13 protein-coding genes are annotated in these 15752 nt (G+C 66.5%); 4 read left to right on the top strand and 9 right to left on the bottom strand.

All coding sequences use genetic code 11. The features are described 5' to 3' along the window. Window positions 1–13: 13 nt before the first annotated feature. The 3 genes from atpA to MNI96_RS09920 all read right to left on the bottom strand — a co-directional run bounded on the left by atpA (window position 14) and on the right by MNI96_RS09920 (window position 4586). Entirely contained in the window at window positions 14–1543 is a 1530-nt protein-coding gene (gene atpA, locus MNI96_RS09930) for a F0F1 ATP synthase subunit alpha (protein WP_158194637.1), read from the bottom strand. After that, a complete protein-coding gene (locus tag MNI96_RS09925; RefSeq protein ID WP_249692637.1) occupies window positions 1543–2103 on the bottom strand; it encodes a F0F1 ATP synthase subunit delta in 561 nt (186 codons plus the stop codon). The genes atpA and MNI96_RS09925 overlap by 1 nt, the downstream gene beginning before the upstream one ends. Window positions 2104–2360: 257 nt before the next feature. Further along, window positions 2361–4586 (bottom strand): primosomal protein N', encoded by a 2226-nt coding sequence (locus MNI96_RS09920; protein ID WP_249692635.1) that lies wholly within the window; start codon window positions 4584–4586, stop codon window positions 2361–2363. 189 nt (window positions 4587–4775) lie between these two features. On the opposite strand from MNI96_RS09920, the gene fsa reads away from it, so the two are divergent. The 4 genes from fsa (at window position 4776) to MNI96_RS09900 (ending at window position 7334) form a co-directional block, all read left to right on the top strand. Further along, window positions 4776–5429: a fructose-6-phosphate aldolase gene (gene fsa, locus MNI96_RS09915; protein ID WP_249692633.1), complete on the top strand. Its 654-nt coding sequence runs from the start codon at window positions 4776–4778 to the stop codon at window positions 5427–5429. Between the two features lie 76 nt (window positions 5430–5505). Further along, window positions 5506–6465 (top strand): tyrosine recombinase XerC, encoded by a 960-nt coding sequence (locus tag MNI96_RS09910; protein WP_249692631.1) that lies wholly within the window; start codon window positions 5506–5508, stop codon window positions 6463–6465. 85 nt (window positions 6466–6550) lie between these two features. Beyond that, window positions 6551–6964 (top strand): hypothetical protein, encoded by a 414-nt coding sequence (locus tag MNI96_RS09905; protein WP_249692629.1) that lies wholly within the window; start codon window positions 6551–6553, stop codon window positions 6962–6964. Window positions 6965–7124: 160 nt separating this feature from the next. Further along, on the top strand, window positions 7125–7334 hold the full coding sequence (locus MNI96_RS09900; RefSeq protein ID WP_249692627.1) for a hypothetical protein: 210 nt from the start codon (window positions 7125–7127) through the stop codon (window positions 7332–7334). A gap of 122 nt (window positions 7335–7456) precedes the next feature. Here the strand turns inward: MNI96_RS09900 and lpdA are convergent, their stop codons facing one another. The 6 genes from lpdA to MNI96_RS09870 all read right to left on the bottom strand — a co-directional run bounded on the left by lpdA (window position 7457) and on the right by MNI96_RS09870 (window position 15714). After that, entirely contained in the window at window positions 7457–8866 is a 1410-nt protein-coding gene (gene lpdA / locus MNI96_RS09895; protein WP_249692625.1) for a dihydrolipoyl dehydrogenase, read from the bottom strand. 54 nt (window positions 8867–8920) lie between these two features. After that, complete coding sequence (locus MNI96_RS09890) at window positions 8921–9691, bottom strand: SDR family oxidoreductase (protein ID WP_249692622.1); 771 nt, start codon at window positions 9689–9691, stop codon at window positions 8921–8923. 34 nt (window positions 9692–9725) lie between these two features. Beyond that, entirely contained in the window at window positions 9726–10337 is a 612-nt protein-coding gene (locus MNI96_RS09885) for a LysE family translocator (protein ID WP_249692613.1), read from the bottom strand. 11 nt (window positions 10338–10348) lie between these two features. Next, complete coding sequence (locus MNI96_RS09880; RefSeq protein ID WP_249692611.1) at window positions 10349–10915, bottom strand: HXXEE domain-containing protein; 567 nt, start codon at window positions 10913–10915, stop codon at window positions 10349–10351. A 147-nt stretch (window positions 10916–11062) separates the two neighbouring features. Then, window positions 11063–12592, bottom strand: coding sequence for a 2-oxoglutarate dehydrogenase complex dihydrolipoyllysine-residue succinyltransferase (gene odhB / locus MNI96_RS09875; RefSeq protein ID WP_249692609.1), 1530 nt, complete (start codon window positions 12590–12592; stop codon window positions 11063–11065). Between the two features lie 137 nt (window positions 12593–12729). Beyond that, the gene (locus MNI96_RS09870) at window positions 12730–15714 is read right to left on the bottom strand and encodes a 2-oxoglutarate dehydrogenase E1 component (RefSeq protein ID WP_249692607.1); all 2985 of its coding nucleotides are present in this window, start codon (window positions 15712–15714) and stop codon (window positions 12730–12732) included. Window positions 15715–15752 lie beyond the last annotated feature (38 nt).

Genomic DNA, 15752 nt, shown 5'->3' with positions numbered 1-15752 from the left:
GCCGTCAGTCGCGTCAGGCGAAGTTCTTGGCGAAAGCCTCGATGGCCGCCTTGAGGCGAGCCTCAAGGTCAGCGTCGAGCGCCTTCTTCTCCCAGATGCCGTCCAGGAGATCCGCATGTTCGCCGCGCAGATTCAGAAGCAGGCCCTCTTCAAAGTCCCTGACCTTGTTGACCGGCAGCTTGTCCAGGTAGCCGTTGACGCCGGCATAGATGACGGCGACCTGCTCCTGGGTCTTCAGCGGCTGGAACTGGCCCTGCTTGAGAAGCTCGGTCAGGCGCGCACCACGGTTCAGCAGGCGCTGGGTGGTGGCATCGAGATCCGAACCGAACTGGGCGAAAGCCGCCATCTCGCGATACTGGGCGAGCTCGCCCTTGATCTTGCCGGCAACCTGCTTCATCGCCTTGATCTGGGCCGAGGAGCCCACGCGCGACACCGACAGACCGACGTTCACCGCCGGGCGGATGCCCTGGAAGAACAGATCCGTCTCGAGGAAGATCTGGCCGTCGGTGATCGAGATCACGTTGGTCGGAATGAAGGCCGACACGTCGTTGCCCTGGGTCTCGATGACCGGAAGGGCAGTGAGCGAACCGGAGCCGTTGGCCTCGTTGAGCTTGGCCGAACGCTCAAGCAGGCGAGAGTGGAGATAGAACACGTCGCCCGGGAAGGCTTCACGTCCCGGCGGACGACGGAGCAGCAGGGACATCTGGCGATAGGCCACGGCCTGCTTGGTCAGATCGTCGTAACCGATAACCGCGTGCATCCCGTTGTCGCGGAAGAACTCGCCGATGGCGGTGCCGGAGAACGGCGCCAGGAACTGCAGCGGCGCCGGATCGGAAGCCGTTGCGGCAACGATCACCGAGTACTCGAGAGCGCCCGATTCCTCGAGCTGCTTGACGAACTGGGCAACGGTCGAACGCTTCTGGCCGACGGCGACATAGATGCAATAGAGCTTCTCGCCCTCATTGTCCGTCGCGTGCATCGGCTTCTGGTTCAGGAACGTGTCCAGAATGATCGCCGTCTTGCCGGTCTGACGGTCGCCGATGACCAGCTCGCGCTGGCCGCGACCGACCGGGATCAGGGCGTCGATGGCCTTCAGGCCCGTCGACATCGGCTCGTGGACGCCCTTGCGCGGCAGGATGCCCGGCGCCTTGACGTCGACGCGGCGCATCTCGGAACCCTCGATCGGGCCCTTGCCGTCGAGCGGGTTGCCGAGCGGGTCGACGACGCGGCCGAGCAGGCCCTTGCCGACCGGGATCTCGACGATGGCGCCGGTCCGCTTGACCGTGTCGCCTTCCTTGATGTCACGGTCGGAGCCGAAGAGCACGACGCCGACATTGTCGGTCTCGAGGTTCAGCGCCATGCCCCGGATACCGCCGGGGAACTCGACCATCTCGCCCGCCTGGACCTTGTCGAGGCCATAGACGCGCGCGATACCGTCACCTACCGAAAGAACCTGACCGACTTCGGTAACTTCGGCTTCCTGGCCGAAGTTCTTGATCTGGTCCTTGAGGATGGCGGAGATTTCCGCTGCCCGAATATCCATCAGCCGACCTCTTTCATCGCGAACTTGAGGGAGTTGAGTTTTGTCTTGAGCGAAGTGTCGATCATCCGGCTGCCGACCTTGACCACCAGGCCACCGATCAGAGAAGGATCGACCTTCGACGAAATCACCACCTTCTTGCCGGTCGTCGCATTGAGCGCGTCGGCGAGGGCGGAGAGCTGCGCATCCGACAGCGGCGCCGCGGAGACGACATCGGCCGGCACTTCGCCGCGGCGACGGGCAAGATCCGCGCGGAACGCGGCGATCATGCCCGGAACGGCAAAGAGACGCCGATTCTTTGCGGCGAGCTTCAGGAAGTTGGCGGCCAGCCCCGTAACGCCGGCCTTGTTCAGAACCGCCGTCAGGGCCTTGAGCTGTTCATCGGCGGAAAACACCGGGCTTTCCACGAGGCGGCGCAGGTCTGCGCTGTCCTGGAGCAGCTTGTCGAACGCTTCCAGCGCCTTCTCGACGTCCGCCACGGAGCCCTGCTCCTCTGACAAGTCGAGCAGTGCCGTTGCGTAACGGTGCGCCACACCTGAAATGAGAGATACGTTGTCGGTCACAGGGTCCGTGCTCTCTTAGGCAGGTTTGAGCCGATGCGCCCAGCTGGGCTGATCGCAAGGCTTTGGAAAATCTGAACTTTCTTCGGCACCGGAGTGCGCTTGGTCGCATGTGCCCCGGAAAGCCGCGCTTCGATTAGCACAGGCTTCAAGGCGGGGCAACATCGCCACGGGGTCCAAATGCCGCAATTCGGCCCGAAAAAGGTCGAAGCGGGCCTGATCGGCCCGCAAATGTCTCCTTGCGGCGGTCTTCACCCTGCTCAGAAGAAGCTCTGGGGATCGATATCCACCTGCAGGCGAACGCCGCCCGTGGGCTTGGGCAGGCGTGCGATCCAGGACCGCATGAGCGCCTGAAGGTCGACATTGCGCGGCGCCATCGCCAGCAGACGGAATCGGTAGCGGCCGCGCACCAGCGCCAGCGCTGCCTCCGCCGGACCGAGAACCGTGAGGCCGGGGCTCGCTGGCGACAGCCGCGCCACCTGCCGGGCGTAGTCCTGCGCCCTCGCCCTGTCGGGCGCCGAGACGATCAGCGCCGCGAGGCGGCCGAACGGCGGCAGGCCGGCGGCCTTGCGTGCGGCGATCTCCGCCTCGTAGAACGCGGTGCTGTCGCCCGAGGCAAGCGCCCGGATGACCGGATGCTCGGGCGCGTAGGTCTGCAGCAGGCCGCGCCCGCCGCCGCCGATACGCCCGGCGCGGCCCGTCACCTGCGCCAGAAGCTGGAAGGTCCGCTCCGCCGCGCGCGGGTCGCCGTTGGCAAGGCCGAGATCGGCATCGACCACCCCGACGAGACGCATGAGCGGGAAGTTGTGCCCCTTGGCGACGAGTTGGGTGCCGACGACGATGTCGGCGCCGCCTTCCTCGATGATCCGCATTTCCCGGCGCAGGCGGTCGGGGCCGCCTTGCAGGTCCGACGACAGGACCAGCACCCGCGACTGGGGAAAGAGGTCGGCGGCCTCTTCCGCGATCCGCTCGACGCCGGGGCCGCAGGCGACCAGCGACTGGGTGTCGCCGCAGGCCGGGCAATGGTCGGGGCTCGGCTCCTCATGGCCGCAATGGTGGCAGGACAACCGGCCGCGGAAGCGATGCTCGACCAGCCATGTGGAGCAGTTGGGGCACTGGAAGCGATGGCCGCAGGAGCGGCACAGGGTCAGCGGCGCATAGCCGCGGCGGTTCAAGAACAGCAACGCCTGTCCGCCCCCTGCGAGCGTCTCGCCGATCGCGTGACGCAGCGTCGGCGCCAGCCACTGTCCGCGCTCCGGACCGTCCCGGCGCATATCGATAATGGAAATCTCAGGCATCGGCGCGCCGGTGGCACGCTCGGGCAGTTCCAGCCGGACATAGCGGCCCTGGTCGACATTGACCCGGCTTTCCACCGACGGGGTCGCCGAAGCGAGGACGACGGGAAAGCGCGAGATGTGACCGCGTACGACCGCCATGTCGCGGGCGTTGTAGGGCACCCGGTCGTCCTGCTTGTAGGCGCCGTCATGCTCCTCGTCGACGACGACGAGGCCGAGCTCTCGGAACGGCAGGAACAGCGCCGAACGGGCGCCCACCACCACACGCACATCGCCGCTGGCGACCCCGCGCCAGACCCGCGCACGCTGGCGGGTCGCGATCTCCGAGTGCCACTCGGCCGGCAGCACAGCGAACCGGCGCTCGAACCGCTGGAGGAAAGCGCTGGTGAGGGCGATTTCGGGGATGAGGACCAGCGCCTGGCGCCCTTGGCGCAGCGCCTCCGCCACCGCCTCGAAATAGACCTCCGTCTTGCCCGATCCGGTCACGCCGTCGATCAGGAAGGTGCGGAACCCCTGCCCCACGGCACCGACCAGCTCCGTCGCGGCGCGCGCCTGCGCCGGGGTCAACTGCGGCGGCGACCAGTCGGGATCGGGCCGCGGCGGCGGCGGGACGGCCGGCAGCTCGACGCTTTCCAGCGTGCCATGGGCGAGCAGTCCGTCGACCACGGAGGAACTGACGCCGGCCGCATGAGCAAGACCGCTGCGGGTGAAGCCGGTGCCGTCCTGCAGGACCTCCAGCACCCGCTGGCGCGCCGGGGTCATGCGTTCGGGCCGCGTACCTGAGGACGACAGGCGGACACCGGCGAGCGGCGGCTCGCTCTCCAGAGCCTCTTCAGAGCGCAGGACCATGCGCAACACCATTCCGGGCGCGGCAAGCGTCCAGTTCGCCACCCAGTCGACCAGCGTGCGCAGTTCCTCGTCGAGCGGCGGAGCGTCCCCGTAGACATGCAGGATGTTCTTGAGGCGGGACGGAGCGACAGTGCCGGCAGCTTGGCCGCCTTCCGGCTCCAGCGACCACACGGCCCCCACCACCTCGCGCGGGCCGAGCGGCACGCGGACGATGGATCCGGGCTGCACGCTCATCCCGGCGGGCACGCGGTAGCTGTAGGCCGTACCGATGGCGACCGGCAGCAGAACCCTGGCGACCGTCGCCGGCTGCACCTCGCCGCTATTGCCAAACAGATCGCTCACCCGCGTCCTCGTTCCTGCTCGTTCTCCGCCCGCCCAGCGGAACGTTTGCCCCGCAATCCGGCCTGCTTCGGGCGAATCGGGACTGTCGTCGCGCGCCATCCTAGGGTATGCAGTCAGGCCCGGGCGAGGCAGATGCCCCGCCGACCCGAAACTCCGCAAAAGCCCGTCCCGTAAGGAGCCAGAGCCGCCATGAAGTTCTTCGTCGACACCGCAGACACCGGGGAGATCCGGGATCTCGCCGCGACCGGCCTGCTCGATGGCGTCACCACCAATCCGTCGCTGATCCTCAAGTCCGGACGCCCGATGAAGGACGTCATTGCAGAGATTTGCGACATCGTCGAGGGCCCCGTCTCCGCCGAGGTCACCGCGACCGAGGCCGATGCGATGATCGCAGAGGGCCGCGCGCTGGCGGAGATCGCCGACAACATCGCCGTGAAGCTGCCGCTGACGCTCGACGGCCTGAAGGCCTGCCGCACCCTGACCGATGCCGGCCACATGGTGAACGTCACCCTGTGCTTTTCGTCCAACCAGGCGCTGCTCGCCGCCAAGGCCGGCGCGACCTTCATCTCGCCGTTCATCGGTCGGCTGGACGACATCAACATCGACGGCATGGACCTCATTCGCGAGATGCGGATCATCTACGACAATTACGGCTTCGAGACCGAGATACTGGCGGCCTCGATCCGCACCGCCAACCATGTGCGCGAATGCGCGCTGGTCGGCGCGGATGTCGCGACCGTGCCGCCGTCCGTGCTCAAGAGCCTGGTCAAGCATCCGCTGACCGACAAAGGTCTCGAGCAGTTCCTGGCCGACTGGGCCAAGACCGGGCAGAGCATCCTGTAATCCAATCCCGAGCGGGGCGACCGGGAGACCGGCTGCTCCGCTCGATCAGCCCGCAGGCATGCTAGACTGGCGGCCCATGAGCGCCCCTGATTCCCTGCTGGTGTCGGCACGAGCCGACGTGAACGCCGCCGTCGGAGACTGGCTCGACCATCTCGGTTCGGAGCGGCGCCTTGCCGACCGGACGCTGGTCGCCTATGAGCGCGACGTCCGCCAGTTCCTGCGCTTCCTCACAAACCACCTTGCCGAACCGCCGGGACTGGACGCCCTGAAGGAATTGCGTCCGGCCGATTTTCGCGGCTTTCTCGCCTCGCGCCGGCAGACGGGCGCGGAAAGCCGCACGCTGGCGCGCGGCCTTGCCGGCATCCGCTCGTTCCTGCGCTATCTGGAAACGCGCGGCGAGGTGAATGCCGCCGCGAGCGTCGCGATCCGCCCCCCACGACAGAAGCGCTCGCTGCCCAAGCCCGTATCGGCCGGCGATGCGATGACGCTCGTTGATGCGGATGCGGCGGACGATGCCGAGCCTTGGGTTGCGGCGCGCAATGCCGCCGTGCTGACCCTGCTCTACGGCTGCGGGCTCCGCATCTCCGAGGCTTTGTCGCTGACCGGCCGAACGGCACCGCGCCGCGGCACGCGGAGCCTGCGGGTCGTCGGCAAGGGCGGGCGCGAGCGCGTCGTGCCTGTGCTGCCGATCGTCTGCGATGCCGTGGAAGATTACCTGCGCCTGTGTCCCTACGTGCCGCAGCCGGAAGGCCCGCTGTTTCTCGGCGTGCGCGGTGGGCCGCTGGCTGCGCGAATCGTGCAGCTGGCGATGGCGAAGCTCCGCCGTGCGCTCGGCCTGCCCGAGAGCGCAACGCCCCACGCGCTGCGCCACTCCTTCGCAACGCATCTGCTTGCGGGCGGCGGCGACTTGAGAACCATCCAGGAACTGCTCGGCCACGCAAGCCTGTCGACCACGCAGATCTACACGGAAGTCGATGCGTCGCGGCTGCTGGACGCCTACGACCGCGCCCATCCGCGCAGCCGCAAGCCCGCGTGAGACCGTCACCGCAAGCCCACGAGCCGCGACGCATTGCAGCATCGAATTTCCTTGCAGCAGCATCCACCGTGGACAAGAATCCGACATGTGGAGCCTTCTGATTCCCTTCGTCGTCATCCTGACGGTGATTCTCACCGCTCCTATTGCTGTCGCGGCCGAAAATCGCTGCCGCATTCCCGAGGCCGGGCGCTGGTACAATCCGCGCGCAGCAATGAAACAAGTCCGCATCATTGAGATCGAAAGCCATTGCAGCGGCGGACGCATCGTCTCCCGGATGCGTGTTTTCACGCGCTGTGCGCCGCGGGACTGCAAGTGGGGCTGGACCGATGCCATCCGGCTGACGAACGGACGATTGCTAGCCCGGTTTCCAGGCCTTTTCGGCGCCCGCGAAGTGGAGATCCTCCCGATGAACCACCGCATCGAGGCGCTGGTGAAGATCCAGTCGCACACGCCCGGCGTGCAGGACGGTTTTCACGCAGCGATTCTCGAGCGGGATTAACATCCCGCAGTTTCAACGCTGCGGAACTGGTCGCATTGCGGGTTCCGCACTAGGTTTTCCGTAGCGTCTCCCTCGCGGCAGCCGGCATCAGCCGTACAAAGCCCGCCGGAAGGAGACCGAGGTGTGTCGTCCCGACATGCCGCCAGCAAGGGAGAGTAGAATGCGCATTCTCGCAGGACTGACGGGTGTTGCCGCCCTCATCGCCTTCTCCACCACGCCGGCCATGGCCGAGTGCAACTGGTCCAAGGTGTCGCAGAAGACGACGCCGACGACGACCGCCGAGGCTCCGCAGAGCTCCACAGCGACCGACGAGAGGCTGGTGGTGGCGGACAACACGGCCACGCAGACGGCACCACAGACCGCGGAGTAATCACCCGGGTGACGGCGCCGGTCGCCGCTTTCCGAGATCACGCAAAAGGCCCGCACCGGCAACCGATGCGGGCCTTTTTCATCCTGCGCTCCGGCGCGCGACCGCGCCAGGCCAGGCACCCGTCAGGCGTGGATCGGCTTGGCGAAGGCCGCCATCGCAGCTTCCTTGACGGCCTCGCTCATGGTCGGGTGCGCATGGCAGGTGCGCGCCAGATCCTCGGCCGAGCCGCCGAACTCCATTAGAACGGCAGCCTCGTGAATCATCTCGCCGGCGCCGTGTCCGATGATGTGAACGCCGAGGACCTTGTCCGTCTCCGCATCGGCGAGAACCTTGACAAAGCCTTCCGTGTGGTTGGTCGCCTTGGCGCGGCCATTGGCGATGAAGGCGAACTTGCCGACCTTGTAGGACACGCCCTCGGCCTTCAGCGCCTCTTCGCTCTTGCCGACCTCGGCAACCTCGGGGCTGGTATAGACCACACCCGGAATGACGCCGTAGTTCACATGGCCGGCCTGGCCCGCGAGTATTTCGGCAAGGGCAACGCCTTCATCCTCGGCCTTGTGGGCCAACATTGGGCCGGCGATCACGTCGCCGATGGCATAGATGCCCGGCACGTTGGTCTGGTAGTGGCCGTCGGTTTTGACCCGGCCGCGTTCGTCGAGCGCAACGCCGACCTCGTCGAGGCCGAGGCCCGAGGTGTAGGGTCGGCGGCCGATGGCCACGAGCACCACATCGGCCTCGAGCGTCTTGGCAGCCGCCTCGCCGCCGCCGGCCGGCTCGACCGTGACGACGAGCTGCTTGCCCGTCTTCTCCACGGCCGTGACCCTGGAGGACAGGTGGAACTCCACGCCCTGCTTCTTCAGGATGCGCTGGAAATTGCGGGAAATGTCCGCATCCATCGGCCCGAGGATCTTGTCCATGAACTCGACGACCGTGACCTCGGAGCCAAGACGGCGCCAGACGGAGCCGAGTTCCAGGCCGATCACGCCGGCGCCGACGACAACCAGCTTGCCCGGGACCTTGTCCAGCTCCAGCGCACCCGTGGAGGAGACGATCTGCTTCTCGTCGATCTCGACGCCGGGCAGCGGGGCCACGTCGGAGCCGGTGGCGATGACGATGGACTTCGCCTCGATCTCCTGCTTCGAGCCGTCCTCGGCGGTCACCTCGACGCGGCCGGCCGCAAGGATGCGGCCCGTTCCGTGGAACGGCGTCACCTTGTTCTTCTTGAACAGGAATTCGATGCCACTGACATTGCCGTCGATGGTCTTCTGCTTGTGGCCCATCATCGCCTTGAGATCGAGCTTCGGCTTGCCGATCTTGATGCCGAAGTCCTCGAAATGCTCGGCCGCCTCCTCGAACAGCTCGGAGGTGTGCAGCATCGCCTTGGAGGGGATGCAGCCGATGTTCAGGCAGGTGCCGCCATGGGTGGCGCGCTTCTCGACAACGGCCACCTTGAGGCCGAGCTGGGCCGCCTTGATGGCGCAGACATAGCCGCCGGGACCGGTGCCGATGACGACGAGATCAAACTGTGACATAGCATTCGCCTCTTGTTTCATTCGTTCGGGCGGACGTGCCGCCATGTTCCAGTGTCAGGGCAGGATCGAGCGCCCGCCGGACACGTCGAGAATTGCGCCGGTCGTGTAGCTGGCGGCGTCGGACAAGAGCCAGGCAATCGCCTCGGCACATTCCTCGGCCCGCCCGGAGCGCAGCATCGGCAGTTCGGCCGCCACGCGCCGCGCTCGGTCGGGGTCGCCTCCCGACGCATGAATCTCCGTATCGATGATACCGGGACGTATGGCGTTGACCCGCACGCCCTCGGCCGCGACTTCCTTGGCGAGACCGACGGTGAACGTGTCGACTGCCCCCTTGGCCGCGGCATAGTCGATATATTGCGCCGGCGAGCCGATCTTGGCCGAGGCCGACGACACGTTGACGATGGCCCCGCCCTGGCCGCCATGGGCCGTCGACATCCGCCGCACGGCCTCGCGGGCGCACAGAATCGTGCCGAGCACGTTGATGTCGAAGATGCGCCGCAGCCGCGCGAAAGACATGTCCGTCAGCCGTGCGGCGACGTCGACCACTCCGGCATTGTTCACAAGGCCGGTCAGCCGGCCGATCCGATCGGCCTCGGCAAAGGTTCGCAGGCAATCGTCTTCGCTCGCGACATCCGCCTGCAGCGCCACCGCACGGCCGCCCCCGGCCTCGATCTGCGAGACGACCTCCCCTGCCCGCTCCGGGCTCGACACGTAGGTCACAAGAACCGTGGTGCCCGGCTGCGCGAGTCGCAACGCCGCCGCCGCGCCGATGCCGCGGCTGCCGCCTGTCACGATTACGACGTTTTCGATCCGGGGTTCGGTCATGGGCATCTCCGTTGAGGGCGACTGCGGCACGGGGTCAGCGATCGGCGAGGGCGAGCCTGGCGCCGAAGCCCGCGAAGGCGAGCGCGACCGTCCGGCTCATCCAGGTCATGACCTGCCGGCTACGCAGGATGCGGGCGCCGAGCGCGGCGGCAAAGACGCCGTAGCCGATGAACACGACCAGTGTCAGCGCCATGAACACGCCGCCCATGGACAGGATCTGCAGGGACACGGCTCCCTCGCCCGGCACGATGAACTGCGGCAGGAAGGCAAGGAAGAACAGCGACAGTTTCGGGTTCAGCACGTTGATCAGGAACCCGGTCCGGGCCACCGCGACGAGATCGGCGGTCGCCGACTGCCGGTCGAAGGCCAGCGGCCCGGCCTCGCGGAAGGCCTGCCAGGCCAGATAGAAGAGATAGGCGGCGCCGGCATATTTCAGCACCTGAAAGGCCAGAGCGCTCGCATGCAGCAGCGCGGCAAGGCCGAAGGTTGCCGCAATCAGCGCCGGCAGAATGCCGAGCGTGCAGCCGAAAGCGGCAACGATGCCGGGAATCCGCCCGCGTGCCAGGCCGGTCGCCACCGTGTAGACCACACCGGTTCCGGGAACGAGAACGACGACGACAGCGGTGAGCAGGAAGTCCAGCCCCATGGAAATCTCCCTCAACTGGCTGCGAGGCGCCGCCGGACAGTGGCGACGATGGCGCCATGCAGCGCGAGAACGACGACAAGGGACACGGCGTGCTGGACAACTCCCGCAGTCGCAGCGATCTGCACGAAGGCCCATATCCCGAGCGGCAGGAAAAGCAGGACCGCGGTCCACAGGCCGGGATTGCTCCTGCGCAGAGCCACTCCCTGGACGACATGCAGCATGGCGTTGACGAGCAGCAGGTAGACGCCGATGAGCCCCCAGCCGCTGGCGATGCCCCGCATGAGCCAGATCGTCAGCACCATCACGCCCCACACACCGGCGACGTTGACGATGAAGACGGTCGGCACGCTCAGCACCTCGCGGCCCTTGCCGACCACCTCGTTGACGAAGGCGCGAAACCGGTCGCCGTCATGCTCTTCGAACTGGTGCAGCATGTAGACGGGAAGTGCCAGAAACACGAGGCGTTCGCCCAGTGTCCAGCCGGCCGTCAGCAAGGGAGCAAGGGCCAGCAGCACCATGCCGGACAGCACGCCGCCATAGACCCAGTTCTCCTGCAACCGCCGGATCGTCCCGCTCATCCTCCGCCTCCGCTGGACCTCGCCGCGCCCCTGTCCCGGCTTCGGGACGCAAAGGGCCGGCTCGCCGATACGCCGCCTGCGGCCGGTGCCGCGACGGCGGAGAAACCGGTGCCGGGCAGACATCCGCCCGGCACCGCATTCCTGTTATCAGAGGTCGAGGACGAGGCGCTGAATGTCCTCGAGGCTCTCCTTGACGCGGACGAGGAAGGTCACTGCTTCCTTGCCGTCGACGATCCGGTGATCGTAGGACAGGGCCAGATACATCATCGGCCGCGCCACGATCTGACCGTTCACGACCATCGGCCGCTCCTGGATCTTGTGCATGCCGAGAATGCCCGACTGCGGGGCATTGAGGATCGGCGAGGACATCAGCGAGCCATAGACGCCGCCATTGGAGATGGTGAAGGTACCGCCCTGCATCTCGTCCATGCCAAGCTTGCCGTCACGCGCCTTGCGGCCGAGTTCGGCGATCTTCTTCTCGATCTCGGCGATCGACATCTGGTCGGCATCGCGCACGACCGGAACCACCAGACCCTTGTCGGTGCCGACGGCGACGCCGACATGGCAGTAGTTCTTGTAGATGATGTCGGTGCCGTCGATCTCGGCATTGACCGCCGGGATCTCCTTCAGCGCATGGCAGACCGCCTTGGTGAAGAAGCCCATGAAGCCCAGCTTCACGCCGTGCTTCTTCTCGAACAGGTCCTTATAGCTGGAGCGCAGCTCCATCACCGGCCCCATGTCCACCTCGTTGTAGGTGGTCAGCATGGCGGCGGTGTTCTGCGCATCCTTCAGACGGCGGGCGATGGTCTGGCGCAGCTTCGTCATGCGCACCCGCTCCTCGCGAGCCGCATCCTCGGCAACCGAGGGCGCACGCGCGGCAGCCGGGGCTGCAGAGGCGGAGGACTGCTGCGTCATGCCGGTGGCGACGGCGGCGATGACATCGCCCTTCAGCACCTGGCCGCGCTTGCCGGAACCGGCAACCTGGTCGGCGGCAATGCCCTTCTCCGCCATCATCTTGGCAGCGGAGGGCGCCGGCGGCATGTCGGTGCCGGCCGAAGCGGCCGGGGCCTGCGCCTCGGCAGCAGGCGCCTTCGCCGGGGCCGCAGCCCCCGCACCGACGGCGATCTTCAGCAGCAACTGGCCGGGGGTGACGGTGTCGCCGGTCTTGGCGGAAATCTCCACCACGGTGCCGGACACCGGTGCCGGGATCTCCTGGGCGGCTTTGTCGGTCTCCAACTCGACGAGCACGTCGTCGGCCTTGACCTGGTCGCCGACCTTGACGAACCACTCGCCGACATCCGCTTCCGTGACGCTCTCGCCGGCCGACGGCACCACCACGTCGACGGTCTCGGCCGAAGCGGAGGCGGCGGCAGGAGCGGACTTGGCACTCTCCGCCTTCGGTGCGGAGGCCTTGGCGGGCGAGGCAGCCGCCGCACCGGCGCCTTCGGAAATCTGTCCCAGCAGGGCGCCGACCTCGACGGTGTCGCCTTCCTTGACCAGGATGTCGGTCAGCGTGCCGGAGGCCGGGGCCGGAACCTCGACGGTCACCTTGTCCGTCTCCAGCTCGACGATAGGCTCGTCCGCGTTCACCTTGTCGCCGGGCTTCTTGAACCACTGGGCGATGGTCGCCTCGGTCACGGATTCTCCGAGGGTGGGCACTCGAATTTCGGTCGCCATGATCAAAATCTCTTTCATCCGGTGGCTGCACGGAGCCGCCTTCGGTTCCCCGCGCTAGCGATGGAGTCTTGCGTTTCCGGCACGCGAGGAGCCGGGAATAGGCCGGCTCCCGGACCCTCGTCCGGGAGCCGCAAGGGCTAGTCGGCGAAGGCCTCGTCGAGGAAGGCCTGCAGCTGCGCCATGTGCTTGGACATCAGGCCGGTGGCCGTTGCAGCGGACGCTGCACGGCCGACATAGCGCGGCCGCGGATGCTTGGCGTCGATCTGGCTCAGCACCCACTCGAGGTAGGACTGCACGAAGAACCAGGAGCCCATGTTCTTCGGCTCTTCCTGGCACCAGACGAAATCCGCATCCTTGAACCGCGACAGTTCGGAGACGAGCGCCTTGGTCGGGAACGGATAGAGCTGTTCCACACGCAGGAGATAGACGTCGTCGATCCCGCGCTTCTCGCGCTCCTCGAACAGGTCGTAATAGACCTTGCCCGAACACAGGACCACGCGGCGGATCTTGTCGTCCGGCTTCAGCTTGATGTCGCTGTAGCCCTCCAGCTGCGCATCGTCCCACAGAAGCCGGTGGAACGCCGAGCCGTCCGAGAACTCGTCGAGGCGACTGACTACGCGCTTGTGGCGCAGCAGCGACTTCGGCGTCATCAGGATCAGCGGCTTGCGGAAGTCGCGCTTCAGCTGCCGGCGCAGGATGTGGAAATAGTTCGCCGGCGTCGTGCAGTTGGCGACCTGCATGTTGTCTTCCGCGCACATCTGCAGGAAGCGCTCCAGGCGGGCGGAGGAGTGCTCCGGCCCCTGGCCCTCGTAGCCGTGCGGCAGCAGGCAGACGAGGCCCGACATGCGAAGCCACTTGCGCTCGCCGGAGGACAGAAACTGGTCGAAGACCACCTGCGCGCCGTTGGCGAAGTCGCCGAACTGGGCTTCCCAAAGCGTCAGGGCGTTCGGCTCGGTCAGCGTATAGCCGTATTCGAAGCCGAGCACGGCCTCTTCCGAGAGCATCGAGTTGATGACCTCGTAGCGAGCCTGATCCTTACGCAGGTTGTTGAGCGGGATGTAGCGCTGCTCGTCTTCCTGATCGTAGAGCACCGAGTGGCGCTGCGAGAACGTGCCACGCTCGCAGTCCTGGCCCGACAAGCGGACGGCATGGCCTTCCAACAGCAGCGTGCCGAAGGCAAGCGCCTCTGCCGTTGCCCAGTCGATCCCCTCGCCGGTCTCGAACATCTTCTCGCGGTTGTCGAGGAAGCGGCGGATCGTGCGGTGGACGTTGAAGCCGTCCGGCACGCCCGTCAGGGCCTTGCCGACAAGCTTCAGGTCGTCCATCGGCACTGCGGTCTGGCCGCGGCGGGGATCGTCGAGATCCTGCGCCTGCTTCAGGCCCGACCACTTGCCGTCCAGCCAGTCGGCCTTGTTCGGCTTGTAGGCCTGCCCCGCCTCGAACTCCTGGTCGAGACGGGCACGCATCTCGGTGCGCATCCCCTCGAGCTCGTCGGCGGTGATGACGCCTTCCTTGATCAGCTTCTCGGCATAGATCTGCAGCGTCGTCGGATGGCTGCGGATCTTGCGATACATGATCGGCTGGGTGAACGCCGGCTCGTCGGACTCGTTATGGCCGAAGCGGCGGTAGCAGATCATGTCGATCACCACCGGCTTGCCGAAGAGCTGACGGAACTCCGTCGCCACCTTCGCCGCATAGACCACCGCTTCCGGATCGTCGCCGTTCACGTGGAAGATCGGCGACTCGATCATCTTCGCCACATCGGACGGGTACGGCGAGGAGCGCGAGAAGCGCGGGTTCGTCGTGAAGCCGATCTGGTTGTTGATGATGAAGTGGATCGAGCCGCCGGTCCGGTGGCCGCGCAGCGCGGACAGGCCGAAGCACTCGGCGACCACGCCCTGGCCGGCAAAGGCGGCATCGCCGTGCAGCAGCAGCGGCAGGACCTTGGACCGGTCGACTTCGGTCGTCTCGACCCAGCGGCCGTTTACGGCCGACAGCTGGTCCTGCTTGGCGCGCGCCTTGCCGAGCACCACCGGATCGACGATCTCCAGGTGCGAGGGGTTGGCGGTCAGCGACAGGTGGACCTTGTTGCCGTCGAACTCGCGGTCGGAGGAGGCGCCGAGGTGATACTTGACGTCGCCGGAGCCTTCCACGTCGTCGGGGGTGAACGACCCGCCCTTGAACTCATGGAAGATCGCGCGCAGCGGCTTGCCCATGACTTGGGACAGCACGTTGAGGCGGCCACGATGGGCCATGCCGAAGACGATCTCCTGCACGCCGAGCGCGCCGCCGCGCTTGATGATCTGCTCCAGCGCGGGCAGCAGGGCCTCGCCGCCGTCGAGACCGAAGCGCTTTGTGCCGGTATACTTGACGTCGAGGAACTTCTCGAAGCCCTCGGCCTCGATCAGCTTGTTGAGGATCGCCTTCTTCCCCTTGGGCGTGAACTCGATCTCCTTGTCCGGCCCCTCGATGCGCTCCTGGATCCACGCCTTCTCCGCCGGATTGGAGATGTGCATGAACTCGACGCCGAGCGTCGAGCAATAGGTGCGCTTGAGGATCTCGAGCATTTCGCGAAGCGTCGCGAACTCGAGGCCCAGCATGTAGTCGATGAAGATCTTGCGGTCCCAGTCGGCCTCGGTGAACCCGTAGGAGGAGGGATGCAGTTCCTCGTGATCCACCTGTTCCTTCAGGTTCAGCGGATCGAGGTCGGCGTGCAGGTGACCGCGCATGCGATAGGCGCGGATCATCATCAGCGCGCGCACGGAATCGCGCGTCTGCTGCTGGACGTCGGCATCGGTCAGGGTCGTGCCCTTCTCCTCCGCCTTTGCCTTCAGCTTGTTGCCGATCGCCTTCTCCACCGGCGCCCAGTTGCCGTCGAAGGCATTGACCAGATCGCCGTTCGCCGCAAGCGGCCAGTCGGCACGCTTCCAGGAGGCACCGCGCGCCTCCTTGAGCACGTCGGCCTTTTCGTCAGCCAGGTTGGAGAAGAAGTCGCGCCACGTCTCGTCGAGAGAGCCAGGGTTTTCCTTGTATCGCGCGTAGAGATCTTCGATATACGCTGCGTTGCCGCCGTAGAGAAACGACGTCATCGCGAAGGCATTGTTCGCGTCCTGCCGAGCCATCACTATAGCGAGGTTGCCCCCGCCCGCCTCTTGAGGGG

Origin of the sequence: Stappia sp. WLB 29 (assembly GCF_023507705.1) — a bacterium.
Lineage (GTDB): Bacteria > Pseudomonadota > Alphaproteobacteria > Rhizobiales > Stappiaceae > Stappia.
The sequence above is the reverse complement of the archived record's forward strand: the minus strand, read 5'-3'. Positions and strand labels throughout refer to the sequence as shown.